Consider the following 14,315-nt stretch of genomic DNA (forward strand, 5'->3'; position numbering starts at 1 on the left):
CCTTCCAGTGGGCCTAAATAGCCATTACTGTTATCCATCATAATCGAAAATCGGTTTGAACCCAAGTGCTGGCTTAAGACGGCCTGAATGCTTTCGATTGACCTCTTGCTATGCTAAGCGTTTTCCAGCCTTGTTGGCTGGCCAAGTGTTTGCTCAAGAAAACTATTTGTCCTACATGGTAACCGTAATGAGAAACCTGGCGCTGAATGCCTTGGATGACTGTATGCTCTTGTCCGCGAATGCGAATGATACGCAGAACATCTTCTGGTGTTAGGGAATGTAGGGCATCAAACAGCACCTTCCACCCTTCCTCCCACAAAGAAATAAGCTCCTCCCGTGAGAAACGGCTGCTCTCGAATTCCTTGTCGCGCTCCCGCGTTTCCTTTTCCCCGTCCGATGTTAGAAAATCGACCCAACGGGATAACATATTCCCATGCATGTGTTTGATCAACACTTCCAAAGAGTTCGATTCTTCATCTATGGCTTGATAAAAATGTTCATCCGCTGCTTGCGCAAATGCTTGATCCGCCAGTTTTTTCATACTTTCAAATGCACGAATCGACTCCTGCAAAAAAACTTGAGCAACTTGTGATTGGTCCGACATAGCTCTCATCACCTTTCCACAGCTTTTGACCTAACTGTATGACAAGACTAGTCCGTTGTAAAATCGATTTTTTTCATCACTATGAAAAATAGACTAATCATGTTACATTTAGGTTATTAATTAAAATCCCGACCTCCGGAGTGTGAATTAAAGACGTGACTACGCTATCTACACAAACAAGTGCTTTCCCCATACAGCCTGCTGAACGTATGAAAGGTTTGCCTACCCAATTTTTCGCTACGCTCGTAGGCAAAGCGAACGAACAAATTGCCTTAGGACATGATGTCATCAATCTGGGACAAGGCAACCCGGATCGCCCCACGCCGCCTCATATTGTAGCTTCGATGCAGGAAGCAGCGGCTAATCCTTTGTATCATAAATACCCGCCTTTCAGTGGTTTTCCGTTTCTGAAACAAGCGATTGCACAGCGTTACAAGGAAGATCATCAAGTTGATCTGGATCCAGATACAGAAGTTGCTATTCTTTTCGGCGGCAAAACAGGACTCATCGAGATCGCTCAGTGCTTGCTGAACCCTGGCGATGTTTGCCTTGTACCTGACCCGGGTTATCCCGATTATTGGTCAGGTGTGGCATTAGCCGGAGCGGAGATGGCTTTCATGCCTTTGCGAGAAGAAAATAACTTTCTTCCGGACTACTCGGCATTGAAGCAAACCGATCTGGACCGTGCGAAGCTCATGTTCATCAACTATCCGAACAATCCGACTGGCGCTACGGCACCCGCTTCCTTCTATGAAGAAACGGTCCAATTCGCGCAGCGCAACGGCGTGGTCGTAGCCAGTGATTTTGCTTACGGTGCCATTGGGTTTGACGGCGAGAAACCGATCAGCTTCCTACAGACGCCTGGCGCCAAAGAAGTTGGCATCGAGTTCTATACACTCTCCAAAACGTATAACATGGCTGGTTGGCGCGTAGGTTTTGCGCTGGGTAACAAGGAAGTCATCCGCCTCATCAACTTAATGCAGGATCATTACTACTGCTCCTTGTTCGGCGGCATTCAAGCTGCTGCGGCAACGGCACTTACCGCTTCGCAAGATTGCGTCAGCGAGCTTCGAGATGTCTATGAAAGCCGTCGTAATGCTTTGTACACCGCTTTAGCTAACATTGGCTGGAATGCCCGTCCTTCCCAGGGCTCCTTCTTCTCTTGGCTGCCGGTTCCGAAGGGACACACGTCACAAAGCCTTGCCGATCTGCTTCTTCAGGAAGCAAAAGTTGTCGTCGCGCCAGGCATTGGCTTCGGTACACATGGCGAGGGTTATGTTCGTCTTGGCCTCTTATCTTCAGAAGAAAGATTAGCAGAAGCTGTACAGCGCATAGGAAAACTGAACCTATTCGGTTAGTAAAAATAGAGGCTTCTGCTTCTTTACAAACACTTGTACCCCGTGCTATTCTATATAGAACCAAAAAAGGAAGTCTTCCAAAACTTCTATATCGCAATGTTATGATGGGAATAGTAGGAACGATCAGCACGTAAACAGAGAGTAAGCTCCACCGACTGAGAGAGCTTGCCGTGAACCGATTCCGAACCCGCCCCTGAACCGTCAACGATGAGTTGAACAGTCCCTGCTGTTATCCAGGGAATCTAGAGTTGGGTGCAGCCTTTTTGGCGTGCGCCAATCTAAGGTGGTACCGCGGAAGCTACAGACTTTCGTCCTTATGTTATGAGGACGGGAGTCTTTTTTTATATCTACATATTGCTCAAACAAAGGATGGGATCGTAATGACACAGCGCATCGTCGTGAAAATCGGCAGTTCTTCTTTAACTTCAGATACGGGTGGTTTGAATCCCGATAAAATCCGCTTTTTCGCATCGGAACTGGCGCAATTGCAAAAGGACGGCAACCAAGTCCTGCTCGTGACATCCGGCGCAGTAGCCGCAGGCTTCACCTCCCTTGGGTACCGCACGCGGCCCAAAGTGCTGCACGAGAAGCAAGCCGCTGCCGCTGTAGGGCAGGCGCTGCTAATGCAGGCTTACCATGAAGCCTTTGCGTCCCACGGTATCAGCGTGGCGCAAATTTTGCTGACCCGGTACGACTTCTCCAACCGCAAGCGCGTCCAGAACGCGCTGATGACCATCGACGAGCTGCTGCATCGCGGCGTCGTTCCGATTATCAACGAGAATGACACCGTCTCGGTGGATGAGCTTAAATTCGGCGACAATGATACTTTGTCAGCCTTGGTTGGCAATTTGGTGAAGGCCAGCAAATTGATCATCATTACAGATATGGACGGCCTGTACACGGACGATCCACGCAAAAACGCGAACGCTCAGCGTATCGATCGCGTAGCCGCCATCAGCGATGAGCTGTTCAGCTTCGCTGGAGGATCAGGGAGCGCGGTCGGCACCGGCGGCATGCGCTCGAAGGTTGAAGCCGCCCGCATCGCGATGCGCGGGGGCGTACCGGTCTTTATCGGGCGCGTGCTGGAGCCCGGCGATCTGCCGATTGCCGTCGGCGGCAGCGGCAAGGGCACGTACTTTGACACGGCGCTGAATAATCTGCCGGTGAAGAAACAATGGGTCGGCTTCCACTCGCTGCCCCAAGGCCAAATCCTCGTCGATCCTGGCGCGAGATCGGCCCTGATGAGCGGCGGCAAGAGCCTGCTCCCCGCCGGCATTATTGGAGCTACCGGGGATTTCCACCCCGGAGACGTGGTCGAAGTGCTCAGCAACGAAGGCTCGCTGCTCGGACGCGGTGTAGTCAACTACGCTGCTTGGCAAATACAAGCAGCTGCAGGACTATCCACCGAGGAAGTGCAGAAGCGCGTCGAAGTGGCAAGAATTGAAGTCATTCACCGGGATGAATGGGTTCCGCTTGCTTAAATTGATTAAGGAAAGTGAGGCACACCAACTATGAGACAACAACGCATGCTGATCCCGACTCTACGAGATGTCCCGGGTGATGCTGAAGTCGCAAGCCACAAGCTGATGCTGCGTGCGGGACTGATCCGCCAGTTATCCAGCGGTATTTACTCTTATCTGCCATTGGGGCTTAAAGCCCTTCAACATATCCAAAGCATCGTTCGGGAAGAGATGGATGCTGCCGGGGCGCAAGAGATGCTCATGCCAGCGCTCCATCCCTCCGAATTATGGAAAGCTTCCGGACGTTGGGATGTATATGGGCCCGAATTAATGCGTCTCGAAGACCGGCATGGGCGTGAGTTTGCTCTAGGAGCGACTCATGAGGAAGTGATTACAACGATTGTGAACGACGAAATTCAATCCTACAAGAAGCTTCCTGTCACGCTTTATCAAATTCAAACAAAGTACCGGGATGAACGAAGACCTAGATTCGGTCTGCTGCGCGGACGTGAGTTCCTTATGAAGGACGCGTATTCCTTCGATCGTTCGCAGAGCGGTCTCGATGAAAGTTATGAAAGCATGTACAAGGCTTATCATCGCATTTTCACACGTTGCGGGTTAAATTTCCGGGCGGTTGAAGCGGATTCCGGAGCGATCGGCGGTACGGATACTCATGAGTTCATGGCGCTAGCGGACATTGGGGAAGATACCATCGTTCATTGCCCTTCCTGTCAGTATGCAGCCAATTTGGAGAAAGCGGTTGGCCAATTGCCGGCGACTGCTGCTTCAGCGAGCAAGCAATCAAGCTTGCCTAACGAACCTCAAAAAGTGCACACGCCACAGATAACCAGCATTAAACAGCTAAGCGAGTTCCTTCATATCTCGCCTAAGCAAATCATTAAATCCATCGCAATTGAAGCGAACGGCGAACCGGTGATTGTCCTTCTTCGCGGTGACTGTGAAGTCAATGAAATCAAATTGAAAAATGTTTTGGACGTTACAGAATTCACCATGTTACCCGAAGCCGCCATACAACAATTAGGTTCTATAGCCGGATTCATCGGACCTCTTGGACTTCAGAACGTTAAGATTATCGCAGACTCCTCTGTAATTGGCATGCAGGACGCTGTCATCGGTGCCAATGAAACCGATTATCACCTCACGAATGTCCAAGTTGAGCGGGATCTTGCCAGCTTGACATACTATGATTTGCGTAATGTTACCGAAGGAGAACGCTGCCTGTCTTGCGGACATGAACTCTCTTTTGCTAAAGGGATTGAGGTTGGTCATGTTTTCAAGCTAGGAACCAAATACAGCCGTTCGCTAGGCGCGTCGTTCAGCGACGAGAATGGTGCTTCCGAGCCCATCATTATGGGCTGTTATGGGATTGGCGTTTCCCGTGTGCTAGCCGCCATTATCGAACAAAACTATGATGAGCGCGGCATCGTTTGGCCGACATCTGTTGCTCCATTCGCTGTACATCTCCTCACAGTTCATGTACAGGATGAGATTCAAATGAAGTTATCCACAGAGATTTATAAATCATTGACCGCTGCCGGATATTCCGTCCTCTGGGATGATCGTGAAGAACGTCCTGGCGTTAAATTCAACGATGCCGACCTGCTTGGCTGTCCGCTTCGAATTACGGTAGGAAAGAAAGCTGCCGAACAGATCGTGGAATGTAAAGAACGCCGCAGCGGAGATCAATATGAACTTACGGCTGAACAAATCATTGCGCATTGCCAAACTTTTTTCCAAACAGGAGGTCGATCTTCCCATGAGTGAAGTCGTTCAAAAGTCCAAATTAGCAAAACAAGCTGCCCAAACCATGGGCAATCTCACAACGGAACAGAAAAACGCAGCGTTGCTGCTTATGGCAGATGCCCTTGTTACTGAACAACAAGCTATTATTGAAGCAAATGCCAAAGATTTGGAGCGTGGCAAGCAGCTGGGCACTAGCGCTTCCCTGCTAGACCGTCTTGCTCTTAACGAGACCCGAATTGCCGCTATCGCCGAAGGATTGCGTCAAATTGCTGAATTGCCCGATCCGATCGGGGATACGCTCGAAGATTTTGAACGTCCGAATGGTCTTCGCATTCGCAAAATTCGGGTTCCACTTGGCGTCATCGGCATCATCTATGAAGCTAGACCCAATGTTACCGTGGATGCCGCAGGATTGTGTCTGAAGACAGGCAACGCCGTTGTGCTGCGTGGCGGCTCTTCCGCACTATTTTCCAATGAGAAAATCGTCGAGGTTCTGCATGGTGCGCTAAACCGCTCCGCCATCCCGGCTGACGCCCTTCAATTGATCTTAAGTGCAGACCGCAGTTCTGTAGATGAAATGCTGAAACTGAACGGCCTCATTGACGTTCTCATCCCAAGAGGCGGACACTCACTTATTCAAAATGTTGTCAATAACGCCTCCGTCCCTGTCATTGAAACAGGAGCAGGTGTATGTCATACTTTTATAGACGAAAGCGCACAGCTTGAAATGGCAATCTCTATTGGGCTTAACGCCAAAGCTCAACGTCCTTCCGTTTGCAATTCGATGGAAACTCTGCTTGTACATGAAGCTGTGGCAGCCAAACATTTGTTTGCCATTGCGGAAGCTTTCACAAGCGCAAATGTCGAGCTTAGAGGAGACGATCGTGCCAGAGACCTGGTCTCTAGCATGCAGACTGCTGGGTCGGCAGATTGGGGAACGGAATACGGAGATTACATTCTTAATGTCAAAGTAGTCAAAGATCTGGATGAAGCGCTTGACCACATTCGCCAATTCGGCACGATGCATTCTGAGTGTATTGTGACGGAAGATGCCGCCAATGCGGAGAGATTCCTGCAGGAAGTCGATGCGGCAGCGGTTTACCACAATGCCTCGACGCGTTTCACAGATGGCTTTGAATTCGGATTCGGTGCGGAAATCGGCATTTCGACTCAAAAACTGCACGCCCGCGGACCGATGGGTCTGCCGGCCTTAACTTCAACCAAATACCGCATCTATGGAAGCGGTCAAATACGTCAATAGTTCTTACAATTTGAGGAGGAATGTACGATGTCCATAACTTTATCCCAAGCCAAAATTGCTTTTGTCGGTGCAGGCTCCATGTCGGAAGCTATCATCCGTGGTCTGATTCAAACCAAAGTAGCCGATCCGCAGCATATTTATGTGATGAACCGTTCTGATCAAGACCGATTAGCTTTTCTTCGTTCTGAGTATGGCCTGCAAGCCACTTCCGATCCTGCTACCAAAGAAGCATATTTGCGCCAAGCAGATGTCGTAGTGCTTTGTATGAAACCCAAAGATGTTGTGACCGCATTTGAGGATCTGAAGCCGCTTTTGAATGAAAATCAGCTGCTCGTTTCCGTCATTGCCGGCCTATCCATCGCCAAAATGGAAGTATTGCTGGATTCGAAGATGGCGATCACTCGCACAATGCCGAACACTTCCTCAACGATCGGATTGGGCGCTACAGGAATGAGCTTCTCCGCAAACGTGAATGATACATTCAAGCAGCTCGCAACCCAAATGTTCGAAGCAGTGGGCATTGTATCCATTGTTGAAGAAGAGAAGCTAGAAATTCTTACTGGCGTATCCGGCAGCGGCCCTGCCTATGTCTACTATTTCATGGAAGCCATGATCAAAGCAGGTATCGAAGGCGGTCTAACCGAAGAAGATTCCCGCCAGTTAACACTGCAAACTGTGCTCGGCGCCGCTCATATGGTTCAGCATACCCAAGAAGATCCAGCTGAGCTTCGTCGTAAGGTAACATCTCCGAACGGTGCCACACAGGCTTCAATTGAAGCATTGGATCATTACCAGTTTACGGAAGCTATTACAAAGGCCGTTTTCCGCTCGGCTGAACGGGCCAAAGAAATGGGCGAGCAAATCGCAGCCCCAAGCCCAGTGAGCAAAACGTCCTGAATGAACGAGGTTTTATTCTAGCAAAGCAGGTGAACATTTACGATGAGTGCATATTGTTTAGCCACATATCGGAGTTTCGATGAGAAAGCCGATTTTCATAAAAAAGCAACGGGCATCGCTGTCGGCCTGACAGTCGGCTCATGGACGGAACTGCCTGAGGCTCAGAAGGCGCAAATGGAAAAGCATTTGGGCAAAGTGATTGCCGTGGAGGTTCATGAGCCCGCTCCTGGAGAGCCGATCACTGCGCGTTATGCGGACATTACGATCGCTTATCCTGACGTCAATTTCAGCCGCGATATCCCTGCGTTGTTAGTCACCGTTTTCGGTAAACTATCCATGGACGGCAAAATTAAACTGATTGACTTGAAATTCTCTACCGACTTCCTTGCCGGCTTCGCTGGACCGAAGTTCGGGATGCAAGGCGTGCGCGACCTTCTCGGTGTGCATGACCGTCCGCTACTGATGAGCATCTTTAAATCCGTTGTCGGCTATGAGCTGCCGGCCCTGCGCGAACAATTTTATTTGCAAGCGGCAGGCGGCGTGGATTTAATCAAGGACGATGAGATTTTATTTGAAAATCCGTTAACTCCGCTGGAGAAGCGGATTGAAATTTGCATGGAAGCGGCAGCGCAAGCCTCCAAAGAAACCGGCCAGAAGCTGCTGTACGCCGTGAATTTGACCGGCCCTACTTCGAAGCTGGCCGCTCAAGCCAAAAAAGCGATCCGTGCTGGAGCTAACGCCCTTTTATTCAATGTATTGGCGTACGGCTTCGACGTCTTGCATGAGCTAAGCGCTGACCCGGAGATTACGATTCCGATTATGGCGCATCCGGCAATGGCCGGTGCAACGTACCCTTCACCACATTACGGAATCTCCCCTTCTGTGCTGCTGGGTAAATTGATGCGACTTGCTGGAGCAGATCTGGTGTTATTCCCTTCTCCTTATGGTTCTGTGGTTATGCCGAGAGAAGAAAACCTGGCCATTAAACAAGTCCTGTTAACAAATGATCTACATACCGATTACAGCTACAACGCTCCGGCAGATGCTCATTTGAAACTGGCTGCTTCCTTCCCTGTTCCGTCTGCGGGTATCCACCCTGGCTTGGTCCCTCTCATTCTGAGAGACTTTGGTCACGACGTGATTGTGAATGCAGGTGGAGGCATTCATGGCCATCCGCTTGGTACAATCGCCGGAGGGCGAGCATTCCGTCAAGCCATAGATGCAACACTGCAAGGGATACACCTTCGCGATTACGCCCACACACATCCAGAATTACAATCAGCTATTGACACTTGGGGGATTAGAGAATGAGTAAGGAACGCATTATATTTTGCGATTTTGACGGAACCATTACCGTAAATGATAACATTGTGGCGATCATGAAACATTTTAACCCGCCAGGCTGGGACGCGATTGTGGAACGCATTTTGAATAAAAGCATGTCTATCCGCCAAGGCGTCGGCGACATGTTCGCTCTGCTGCCCACTTCGCGTAAGGATGAAATTGTTCAGTATGCTATTGGAAATGCGGTCATAAGGGATGGTTTCAGGGAATTCGTAGACTATTGCAAAGAACAAAATATCAAGCTATTAATCACTAGCGGAGGCATCGATTTCTTTATTTACCCGCTGTTGAAGCCATTTCCCATTCCACATGAACATATTTACTGCAATGCCTCCTCATTCGAGGGCAGCGTCATTGAAATCTTGTGGCCTAATAAGTGTGATGAACATTGTCAAACGGACTGTGGGATGTGCAAAACAAGTATCATTCGTTCCTATGATGCCAATCGGTATGAGCGGATTATCATCGGAGATAGCGTTACGGATTTCGAAGGAGCAAAGCTGGTCGATACGATTTTTGCACGCTCCCATCTTGTCGAGATGTGTGAGAAGCTGGGATACGCGTATTACCCATTCGATAACTTCTTCGATATTATGAAGCAATTGGAGGCTGAACCTGTAGCATGAGTATTTTACTGGAAGAAAAACAACGCGCTTTCGCTGAACTGCGTGAGATTAAAGCCAATTTAGCTGCAAGAGGCTGGTTTCCGGCGACAAGCGGCAATTTATCCGTTCGTGTAGGCGACTTCGAGCCTGAACAATTCACTTTCGCCATCACATCAAGCGGCAGAGATAAATCCGTGCAGACCCCGGAAGATTTCCTACTTGTTAATGAAAAAGGTGTCGCTACGGAAGCTACAAACCTGAAGCCTTCGGCTGAAACGCTGATCCATAGCGAGATTTATCGCTTAACAGGCGCTGGCGCTATTTTTCATGTGCATACCATTTTCAACAACTTAGTTTCAGAACTTTATTGGGAGCGTAAAAGCATTCCTGTCGACGGCGTTGAGTTGATCAAAGCCTTCAATATCTGGGATGAAGAAGCTCAAATTGAGATTCCAATTTTACCGAACTATGCAGAGATTCCACGTATTGCTGCACTCGTTGAAGATGCCATTATCCCGCGGATTCCTGGGATCGTTCTACGCAAACATGGGATTTATGCATGGGGTGCGAATGCGTTCGAAGCCAAACGCCACTTGGAAGCTTTCGAATTCCTGTTTGAGTACGTATATCGCTCTCATTTGCTGAATAAATAATAAGCTTAATAAACTAAAGAGGCTGTCTCAAAGGTCCGAAATGACCAATGAGACAGCCTCTTCTTTTTATCTTGATTGTCTGAAGCGTTGCGAATATTCCTTCGCTTGATCCACTGTACCCACTCGATTGCGGCTCCATTCCAGCAGAATGCGGTCAATATATCGGAAATGTACCTTGCCGGCAAACACTGCTTCCTTCAATGCCGTCATAATCAGCTCTTCCTTGTATTGATCCTTGTCTAACCATCCGCTGATCGTTTCCAGTTCCATCGGTGTTAATGGACGCGCAAATTCTTTTTCAAACGTGGTAAAAATGTTCCTGGCTCCCTCATCGGTCGGCAACGGAGTGCGCACCGCCGATAGTTTAGCCAGTTCTTGCTCAGCTACCTGTTTGGCTAACTTCCGGTAAAGCGGAGTAAGATTGTATCTTTCACTCCGAATCCCTGTCATTGCTTCCATGTCTTCATCAATGGCAATGAATTGCTCGTGAATCAACTTCTGCAAGCTGGCAATGACCAGATCTGGTGAAGCCGACATCCGGGATTGAATCTCATCCGTGGTTGGAAATTCGTACTTTTCCTTATCCAAAAAGGAAATGAGATGGATTAGCGTCATGACCTCAATTTCGCTTAACTGGAGGGCACGATAGTTCTTCAGCAGAAGAAGCGGTACCGCGACGCTGCCCTCCTGGAAACTGGCCAATAGGACGGCCTCGATCTGCTGCTGTGTATGGAACGATTTACTCATCCGGTCTCCTTTCTACCTTTGGTTGATAACGGATTACGGATATAGACGGTATAGCAAACGTGGGAATGGAATCGTTTCGCGAACGTGATCCAGACCACAAATCCAAGCAACGGTACGTTCAAGCCCAAGGCCGAAACCGGAGTGTGGCACAGTTCCGTATTTCCGCAAGTCAAGATACCATTGGTAGGCTTCTTTGGGCAGATCATGCTCCTGGAAGCGTTGTTCCATTAATTCCGGATCATCAATCCGCTGACTGCCTCCGATAATTTCTCCATACCCTTCAGGAGCGATCATATCCGCACATAATACGACTTCCGGACGGCTAGGATCTGGTTTCATGTAAAAAGCCTTAATTTCCGTTGGCCAATGTGTAATGAACACGGGTGTTTCATACTCTGCTGCAATCGCCGTCTCATGCGGCGCTCCGAAATCTTCGCCCCACTCGAATTCATGGCCGTTCTTTTGCAGGAATTCAACGGCTTGATCGTACGTAATACGCGGGAAGGAGCCTTTGATTTTTTCCAATTTGGACGTGTCGCGCTCTAAGGTTTCCAGCTCTTGCGCACAATTTTTGAGCACCGTTTGTACGATGTGAGATACGAATTGTTCTTGGACTTCAAGGTTTTCGGCATGATCTACGAAGGCCATTTCCGGCTCGATCATCCAGAACTCAATCAGATGTCTTCTTGTTTTCGATTTTTCTGCCCGGAATGTTGGACCGAATGAATACACGCGACCAAGCGCCATCGCAGCCGCTTCCATATACAGCTGTCCGCTTTGCGTCAGGAAGGCATCTTCATCAAAATATTTGGTGTGGAACAAATTAGTCGTTCCTTCACAGGAGGAAGGCGTCAGAATCGGCGGATCTACCAGATGGAAGCCGCGATCATTGAAAAATTGCTGTACAGCTTGAATAATCTGAGCACGAATGACGAGAACCGCACGTTGACGCGGACTACGAATCCACAGATGACGATTGTCCATCAAGAAATCGACACCATGCTCCTTTGGCGTAATCGGATATTCTTCCGTTACCTGAATGATCTCTACGCCGGTAACATCAAGTTCAAAGCCGCCTTTGCTGCGCGTATCCTCTTTCACTTTGCCTGTTATGTACAGCGAGCTTTCTTGTGTCAGCTTGGACGCCGCTTCCCATACGTCTTCTCCGACTTCACTTTTCACTACAACACCTTGTATATATCCTGAACCGTCTCTAAGTTGTAAAAATTGAATTTTACCGCTAGACCGTTTCTTGTTTAGCCAACAGCCAATTGTAACTGACTCGCCGACATGATGTTTTACTTCACCTATCGTACATTTCATACTGATTTTGTACCTCCTTGAGTTTTCGTGCAAACCTACTTTTTGCCGGGTTGCCCCCATCGCTAATTTCGGCGCTTTTCTATTGTACACTATTTCAAGCAAAGATTCAGTGTGTGGTTGATTGAACTAACTGATAGGTGTCTCTGGCGATAACCCATTCTTCATTCGTTGGTATGACCAGCACTTGCACTTTGGCATTTACCGTAGAAATACGCCGTTCCAATCCTCTTCCTGTGCGGTTAGCGGCATCATCGAATTCCACGCCGAGATAGGTTAGATGCTCGCAAACTCGCTTGCGAAGCACTTCTGAATTTTCGCCGACACCTGCTGTAAATACAATGGCATCAACGCCATTCATGGCCGCGGCATAAGCCCCGATGTACTTGCGCAGGCGGTACTCATACATTTCAAAAGCCAGCTTGGCGTTTTTGTCTCCAGCCTCCATCGCTTCCGTGATCTCCCGCATATCGCTGGATAACCCTGAGATCGCCTGCAGTCCGCTGTGCTTGTTCAACATGGACGAGATCTCGCCCAGCGTCAGATCCTCCTTGCCCATCGCATAGGGCACGATCGCAGGATCCAGATCGCCGCTGCGCGTGCCCATCATCAATCCTTCGAGCGGGGTCATCCCCATGCTCGTGTCCACGGACCTGCCGCCCTCTATGGCGGCGCAGGAAGCTCCATTACCGATGTGACAGGTAATGAGCTTCAGCTGCTCCAGCGGGCGGCCAAGAAAGGCTGCGGCGCGTTCGCTGACATAGTTGTGCGAAGTGCCGTGAAACCCGTATCGGCGCACTTTGTGCTTCCGGTACAGCACCATCGGTACCGGGTACAGGTAGGCCTGCGCCGGCATGGTCTGATGGAAGGCCGTGTCGAACACCACGGCCTGAGGCACATCCGGCATGTTCGCCTCTACGGCGGATATGCCGAGCATATGCGCCGGATTGTGCAGCGGCGCCAAATCAAAGAGCCGCTTGATCTCCTGCTTCACCTCGTGGTCCACGAGGACGGAGCTCTTGAAGCTTTCACCGCCGTGAACGACGCGGTGGCCGACGGCGTGAACTTCTGCGGTTGACGCGACCACGCCGTGCTCAGGATGGACGAGCAGCGCCAGCACCTTGCGGATCGCAGTGGTATGCTCCAAAATTTCACTGACCTCGTGAACTTCCGGTTTATCCTTCGGTTCATGCAGCAGGATAGCAGTATCCATTCCAATCCGCTCCACACGGCCTTTGGCCAGAACCGTATCATCTTCCATATGAAACAGCTGGTATTTGAGCGAAGAGCTGCCTGCATTAATGACGAGAATATTCATAGTCTGTCACCATCCTTGTCATAAACGAAAAATCCCTCTCCCGTTTTGACGCCTAAATGGCCAGCACGAACCATTTTCTTCAATAAGAACGATGGCCGATATTTGATGTCCCCATAATCGCGGAACATCCCTTCAAGCGCATCATGCACGGCATCCAAGCCGAATCGATCGCACATTTCTAATGGGCCGTATTTGAAATCATATCCGATCCTCATCGCGGTATCGATATCTTCCGCCGTTGCTACACCTTCGGATAGTGTGTGCAGTGCCTCATTGATGAGCGTACAGATCAATCTCGACGTAATAAAGCCAGGTGATTCATTGACTTTAATACCTTTTTTATGAATGAACTCATCTACAAAACGTCTCGTTTGTTCAAAGGTTTCGTCGGACGTTTTCATCGCCCGGATGATCTCTACGAGATTGACTTTCGCCACCGGATGCAAGAAATGCAGGCCAATGACCCTCTGCGGATGGGTTGTGATTGCAGCAATTTCGGTTACACTAAGTGTGGATGTATTCGTTGCTAAAATAATAGAAGGATCGCAGATTTGATTCAATTGGAAGAAAACATGCTTCTTGGCATTCAAATCCTCCGTAATGGTTTCTATGACCATGTCACATGCCGCCATATCCTGCAGGGAATCCGCTTTCTTTATTTTAGTTAAAATGAGCTTCTTCTCCGCTTCCGTCAAAGCCCAGCGTTCAATTTGTTTATCTAAACTAACCTGGATTTGCTCGAGCGCGCGATCCAGCTTCTCTACTGTTTTCTCAACAAGCAATACTTCCAAGCCGCTGGCTGCAAGCATTTCAGAAATGCCTTGCCCCATTGTGCCACCGCCAACTACACCAATCGTTTTAAACACCATGCCATATTTCTCCTTCTTTAGGGCTCATACTTATCATTCACAACTGTAGGGCAATACAACCTAAGGAACCCACTCATATCATACAATTTTTGCTTCCAAATTTCATTACTCGTCA

13 protein-coding genes are annotated in these 14,315 nt (G+C 49.1%); 8 read left to right on the forward strand and 5 right to left on the reverse strand.

The features are described 5' to 3' along the window. Positions 1 to 73: 73 nt before the first annotated feature. Positions 74 to 604: a DUF1572 family protein gene (locus tag ACUN27_RS22490; protein WP_326062998.1), complete on the reverse strand. Its 531-nt coding sequence runs from the start codon at positions 602 to 604 to the stop codon at positions 74 to 76. A 155-nt stretch (positions 605 to 759) separates the two neighbouring features. Here ACUN27_RS22490 and ACUN27_RS22495 point away from each other — a divergent pair, with 155 nt between their 5' ends. From ACUN27_RS22495 to mtnB, 8 genes are all read left to right on the forward strand, one after another. Further along, positions 760 to 1,962 (forward strand): pyridoxal phosphate-dependent aminotransferase, encoded by a 1,203-nt coding sequence (locus tag ACUN27_RS22495; protein WP_315949337.1) that lies wholly within the window; start codon positions 760 to 762, stop codon positions 1,960 to 1,962. Between the two features lie 380 nt (positions 1,963 to 2,342). Next, positions 2,343 to 3,443, forward strand: a complete 1,101-nt coding sequence (gene proB / locus ACUN27_RS22500) for a glutamate 5-kinase (RefSeq protein ID WP_315949335.1) — start codon at positions 2,343 to 2,345, stop codon at positions 3,441 to 3,443. Between the two features lie 30 nt (positions 3,444 to 3,473). Continuing rightward, positions 3,474 to 5,207: a proline--tRNA ligase gene (locus ACUN27_RS22505; RefSeq protein ID WP_326062997.1), complete on the forward strand. Its 1,734-nt coding sequence runs from the start codon at positions 3,474 to 3,476 to the stop codon at positions 5,205 to 5,207. After that, on the forward strand, positions 5,200 to 6,447 hold the full coding sequence (locus ACUN27_RS22510; RefSeq protein ID WP_326062996.1) for a glutamate-5-semialdehyde dehydrogenase: 1,248 nt from the start codon (positions 5,200 to 5,202) through the stop codon (positions 6,445 to 6,447). The genes ACUN27_RS22505 and ACUN27_RS22510 overlap by 8 nt, the downstream gene beginning before the upstream one ends. A gap of 27 nt (positions 6,448 to 6,474) precedes the next feature. Further along, positions 6,475 to 7,344 (forward strand): pyrroline-5-carboxylate reductase, encoded by an 870-nt coding sequence (gene proC / locus ACUN27_RS22515; RefSeq protein ID WP_326062995.1) that lies wholly within the window; start codon positions 6,475 to 6,477, stop codon positions 7,342 to 7,344. A 42-nt stretch (positions 7,345 to 7,386) separates the two neighbouring features. Next, positions 7,387 to 8,655: a 2,3-diketo-5-methylthiopentyl-1-phosphate enolase gene (locus ACUN27_RS22520; RefSeq protein ID WP_326062994.1), complete on the forward strand. Its 1,269-nt coding sequence runs from the start codon at positions 7,387 to 7,389 to the stop codon at positions 8,653 to 8,655. After that, positions 8,652 to 9,314, forward strand: a complete 663-nt coding sequence (locus ACUN27_RS22525; RefSeq protein ID WP_315949329.1) for a 2-hydroxy-3-keto-5-methylthiopentenyl-1-phosphate phosphatase — start codon at positions 8,652 to 8,654, stop codon at positions 9,312 to 9,314. Before ACUN27_RS22520 ends, ACUN27_RS22525 begins: the two co-directional genes overlap by 4 nt. Further along, positions 9,311 to 9,946 carry a methylthioribulose 1-phosphate dehydratase gene (gene mtnB / locus ACUN27_RS22530; RefSeq protein WP_315949327.1) on the forward strand — a complete coding sequence of 212 codons (636 nt, stop codon included), beginning with the start codon at positions 9,311 to 9,313 and terminating at the stop codon, positions 9,944 to 9,946. Before ACUN27_RS22525 ends, mtnB begins: the two co-directional genes overlap by 4 nt. Before the next feature lie 66 nt (positions 9,947 to 10,012). Here mtnB and ACUN27_RS22535 read toward each other — a convergent pair whose 3' ends face one another. From ACUN27_RS22535 to ACUN27_RS22550, 4 genes are all read right to left on the reverse strand, one after another. Next, entirely contained in the window at positions 10,013 to 10,693 is a 681-nt protein-coding gene (locus ACUN27_RS22535; protein WP_315949325.1) for a DnaD domain protein, read from the reverse strand. A gap of 33 nt (positions 10,694 to 10,726) precedes the next feature. Continuing rightward, the gene (asnS, locus tag ACUN27_RS22540; protein ID WP_127451466.1) at positions 10,727 to 12,022 is read right to left on the reverse strand and encodes an asparagine--tRNA ligase; all 1,296 of its coding nucleotides are present in this window, start codon (positions 12,020 to 12,022) and stop codon (positions 10,727 to 10,729) included. A gap of 100 nt (positions 12,023 to 12,122) precedes the next feature. Beyond that, a complete protein-coding gene (locus ACUN27_RS22545; RefSeq protein WP_326062993.1) occupies positions 12,123 to 13,331 on the reverse strand; it encodes an acetate/propionate family kinase in 1,209 nt (402 codons plus the stop codon). Next, entirely contained in the window at positions 13,328 to 14,200 is an 873-nt protein-coding gene (locus tag ACUN27_RS22550; RefSeq protein WP_315949322.1) for a 3-hydroxyacyl-CoA dehydrogenase family protein, read from the reverse strand. The genes ACUN27_RS22545 and ACUN27_RS22550 overlap by 4 nt, the downstream gene beginning before the upstream one ends. Positions 14,201 to 14,315 lie beyond the last annotated feature (115 nt).

This window comes from Paenibacillus sp. WC2504, assembly GCF_052682475.1.

Coding starts and splice junctions, on each gene's coding strand:
- ACUN27_RS22490 (WP_326062998.1), bottom strand. CDS start 604: ATGTCGGACCAATCACAAGTTGCTCAAGTTTTTTTGCAGGAGTCGATT.
- proB (WP_315949335.1), top strand. CDS start 2,343: ATGACACAGCGCATCGTCGTGAAAATCGGCAGTTCTTCTTTAACTTCA.
- ACUN27_RS22505 (WP_326062997.1), top strand. CDS start 3,474: ATGAGACAACAACGCATGCTGATCCCGACTCTACGAGATGTCCCGGGT.
- ACUN27_RS22510 (WP_326062996.1), top strand. CDS start 5,200: ATGAGTGAAGTCGTTCAAAAGTCCAAATTAGCAAAACAAGCTGCCCAA.
- proC (WP_326062995.1), top strand. CDS start 6,475: ATGTCCATAACTTTATCCCAAGCCAAAATTGCTTTTGTCGGTGCAGGC.
- ACUN27_RS22520 (WP_326062994.1), top strand. CDS start 7,387: ATGAGTGCATATTGTTTAGCCACATATCGGAGTTTCGATGAGAAAGCC.
- ACUN27_RS22525 (WP_315949329.1), top strand. CDS start 8,652: ATGAGTAAGGAACGCATTATATTTTGCGATTTTGACGGAACCATTACC.
- mtnB (WP_315949327.1), top strand. CDS start 9,311: ATGAGTATTTTACTGGAAGAAAAACAACGCGCTTTCGCTGAACTGCGT.
- ACUN27_RS22535 (WP_315949325.1), bottom strand. CDS start 10,693: ATGAGTAAATCGTTCCATACACAGCAGCAGATCGAGGCCGTCCTATTG.
- ACUN27_RS22545 (WP_326062993.1), bottom strand. CDS start 13,331: ATGAATATTCTCGTCATTAATGCAGGCAGCTCTTCGCTCAAATACCAG.
- ACUN27_RS22550 (WP_315949322.1), bottom strand. CDS start 14,200: ATGGTGTTTAAAACGATTGGTGTAGTTGGCGGTGGCACAATGGGGCAA.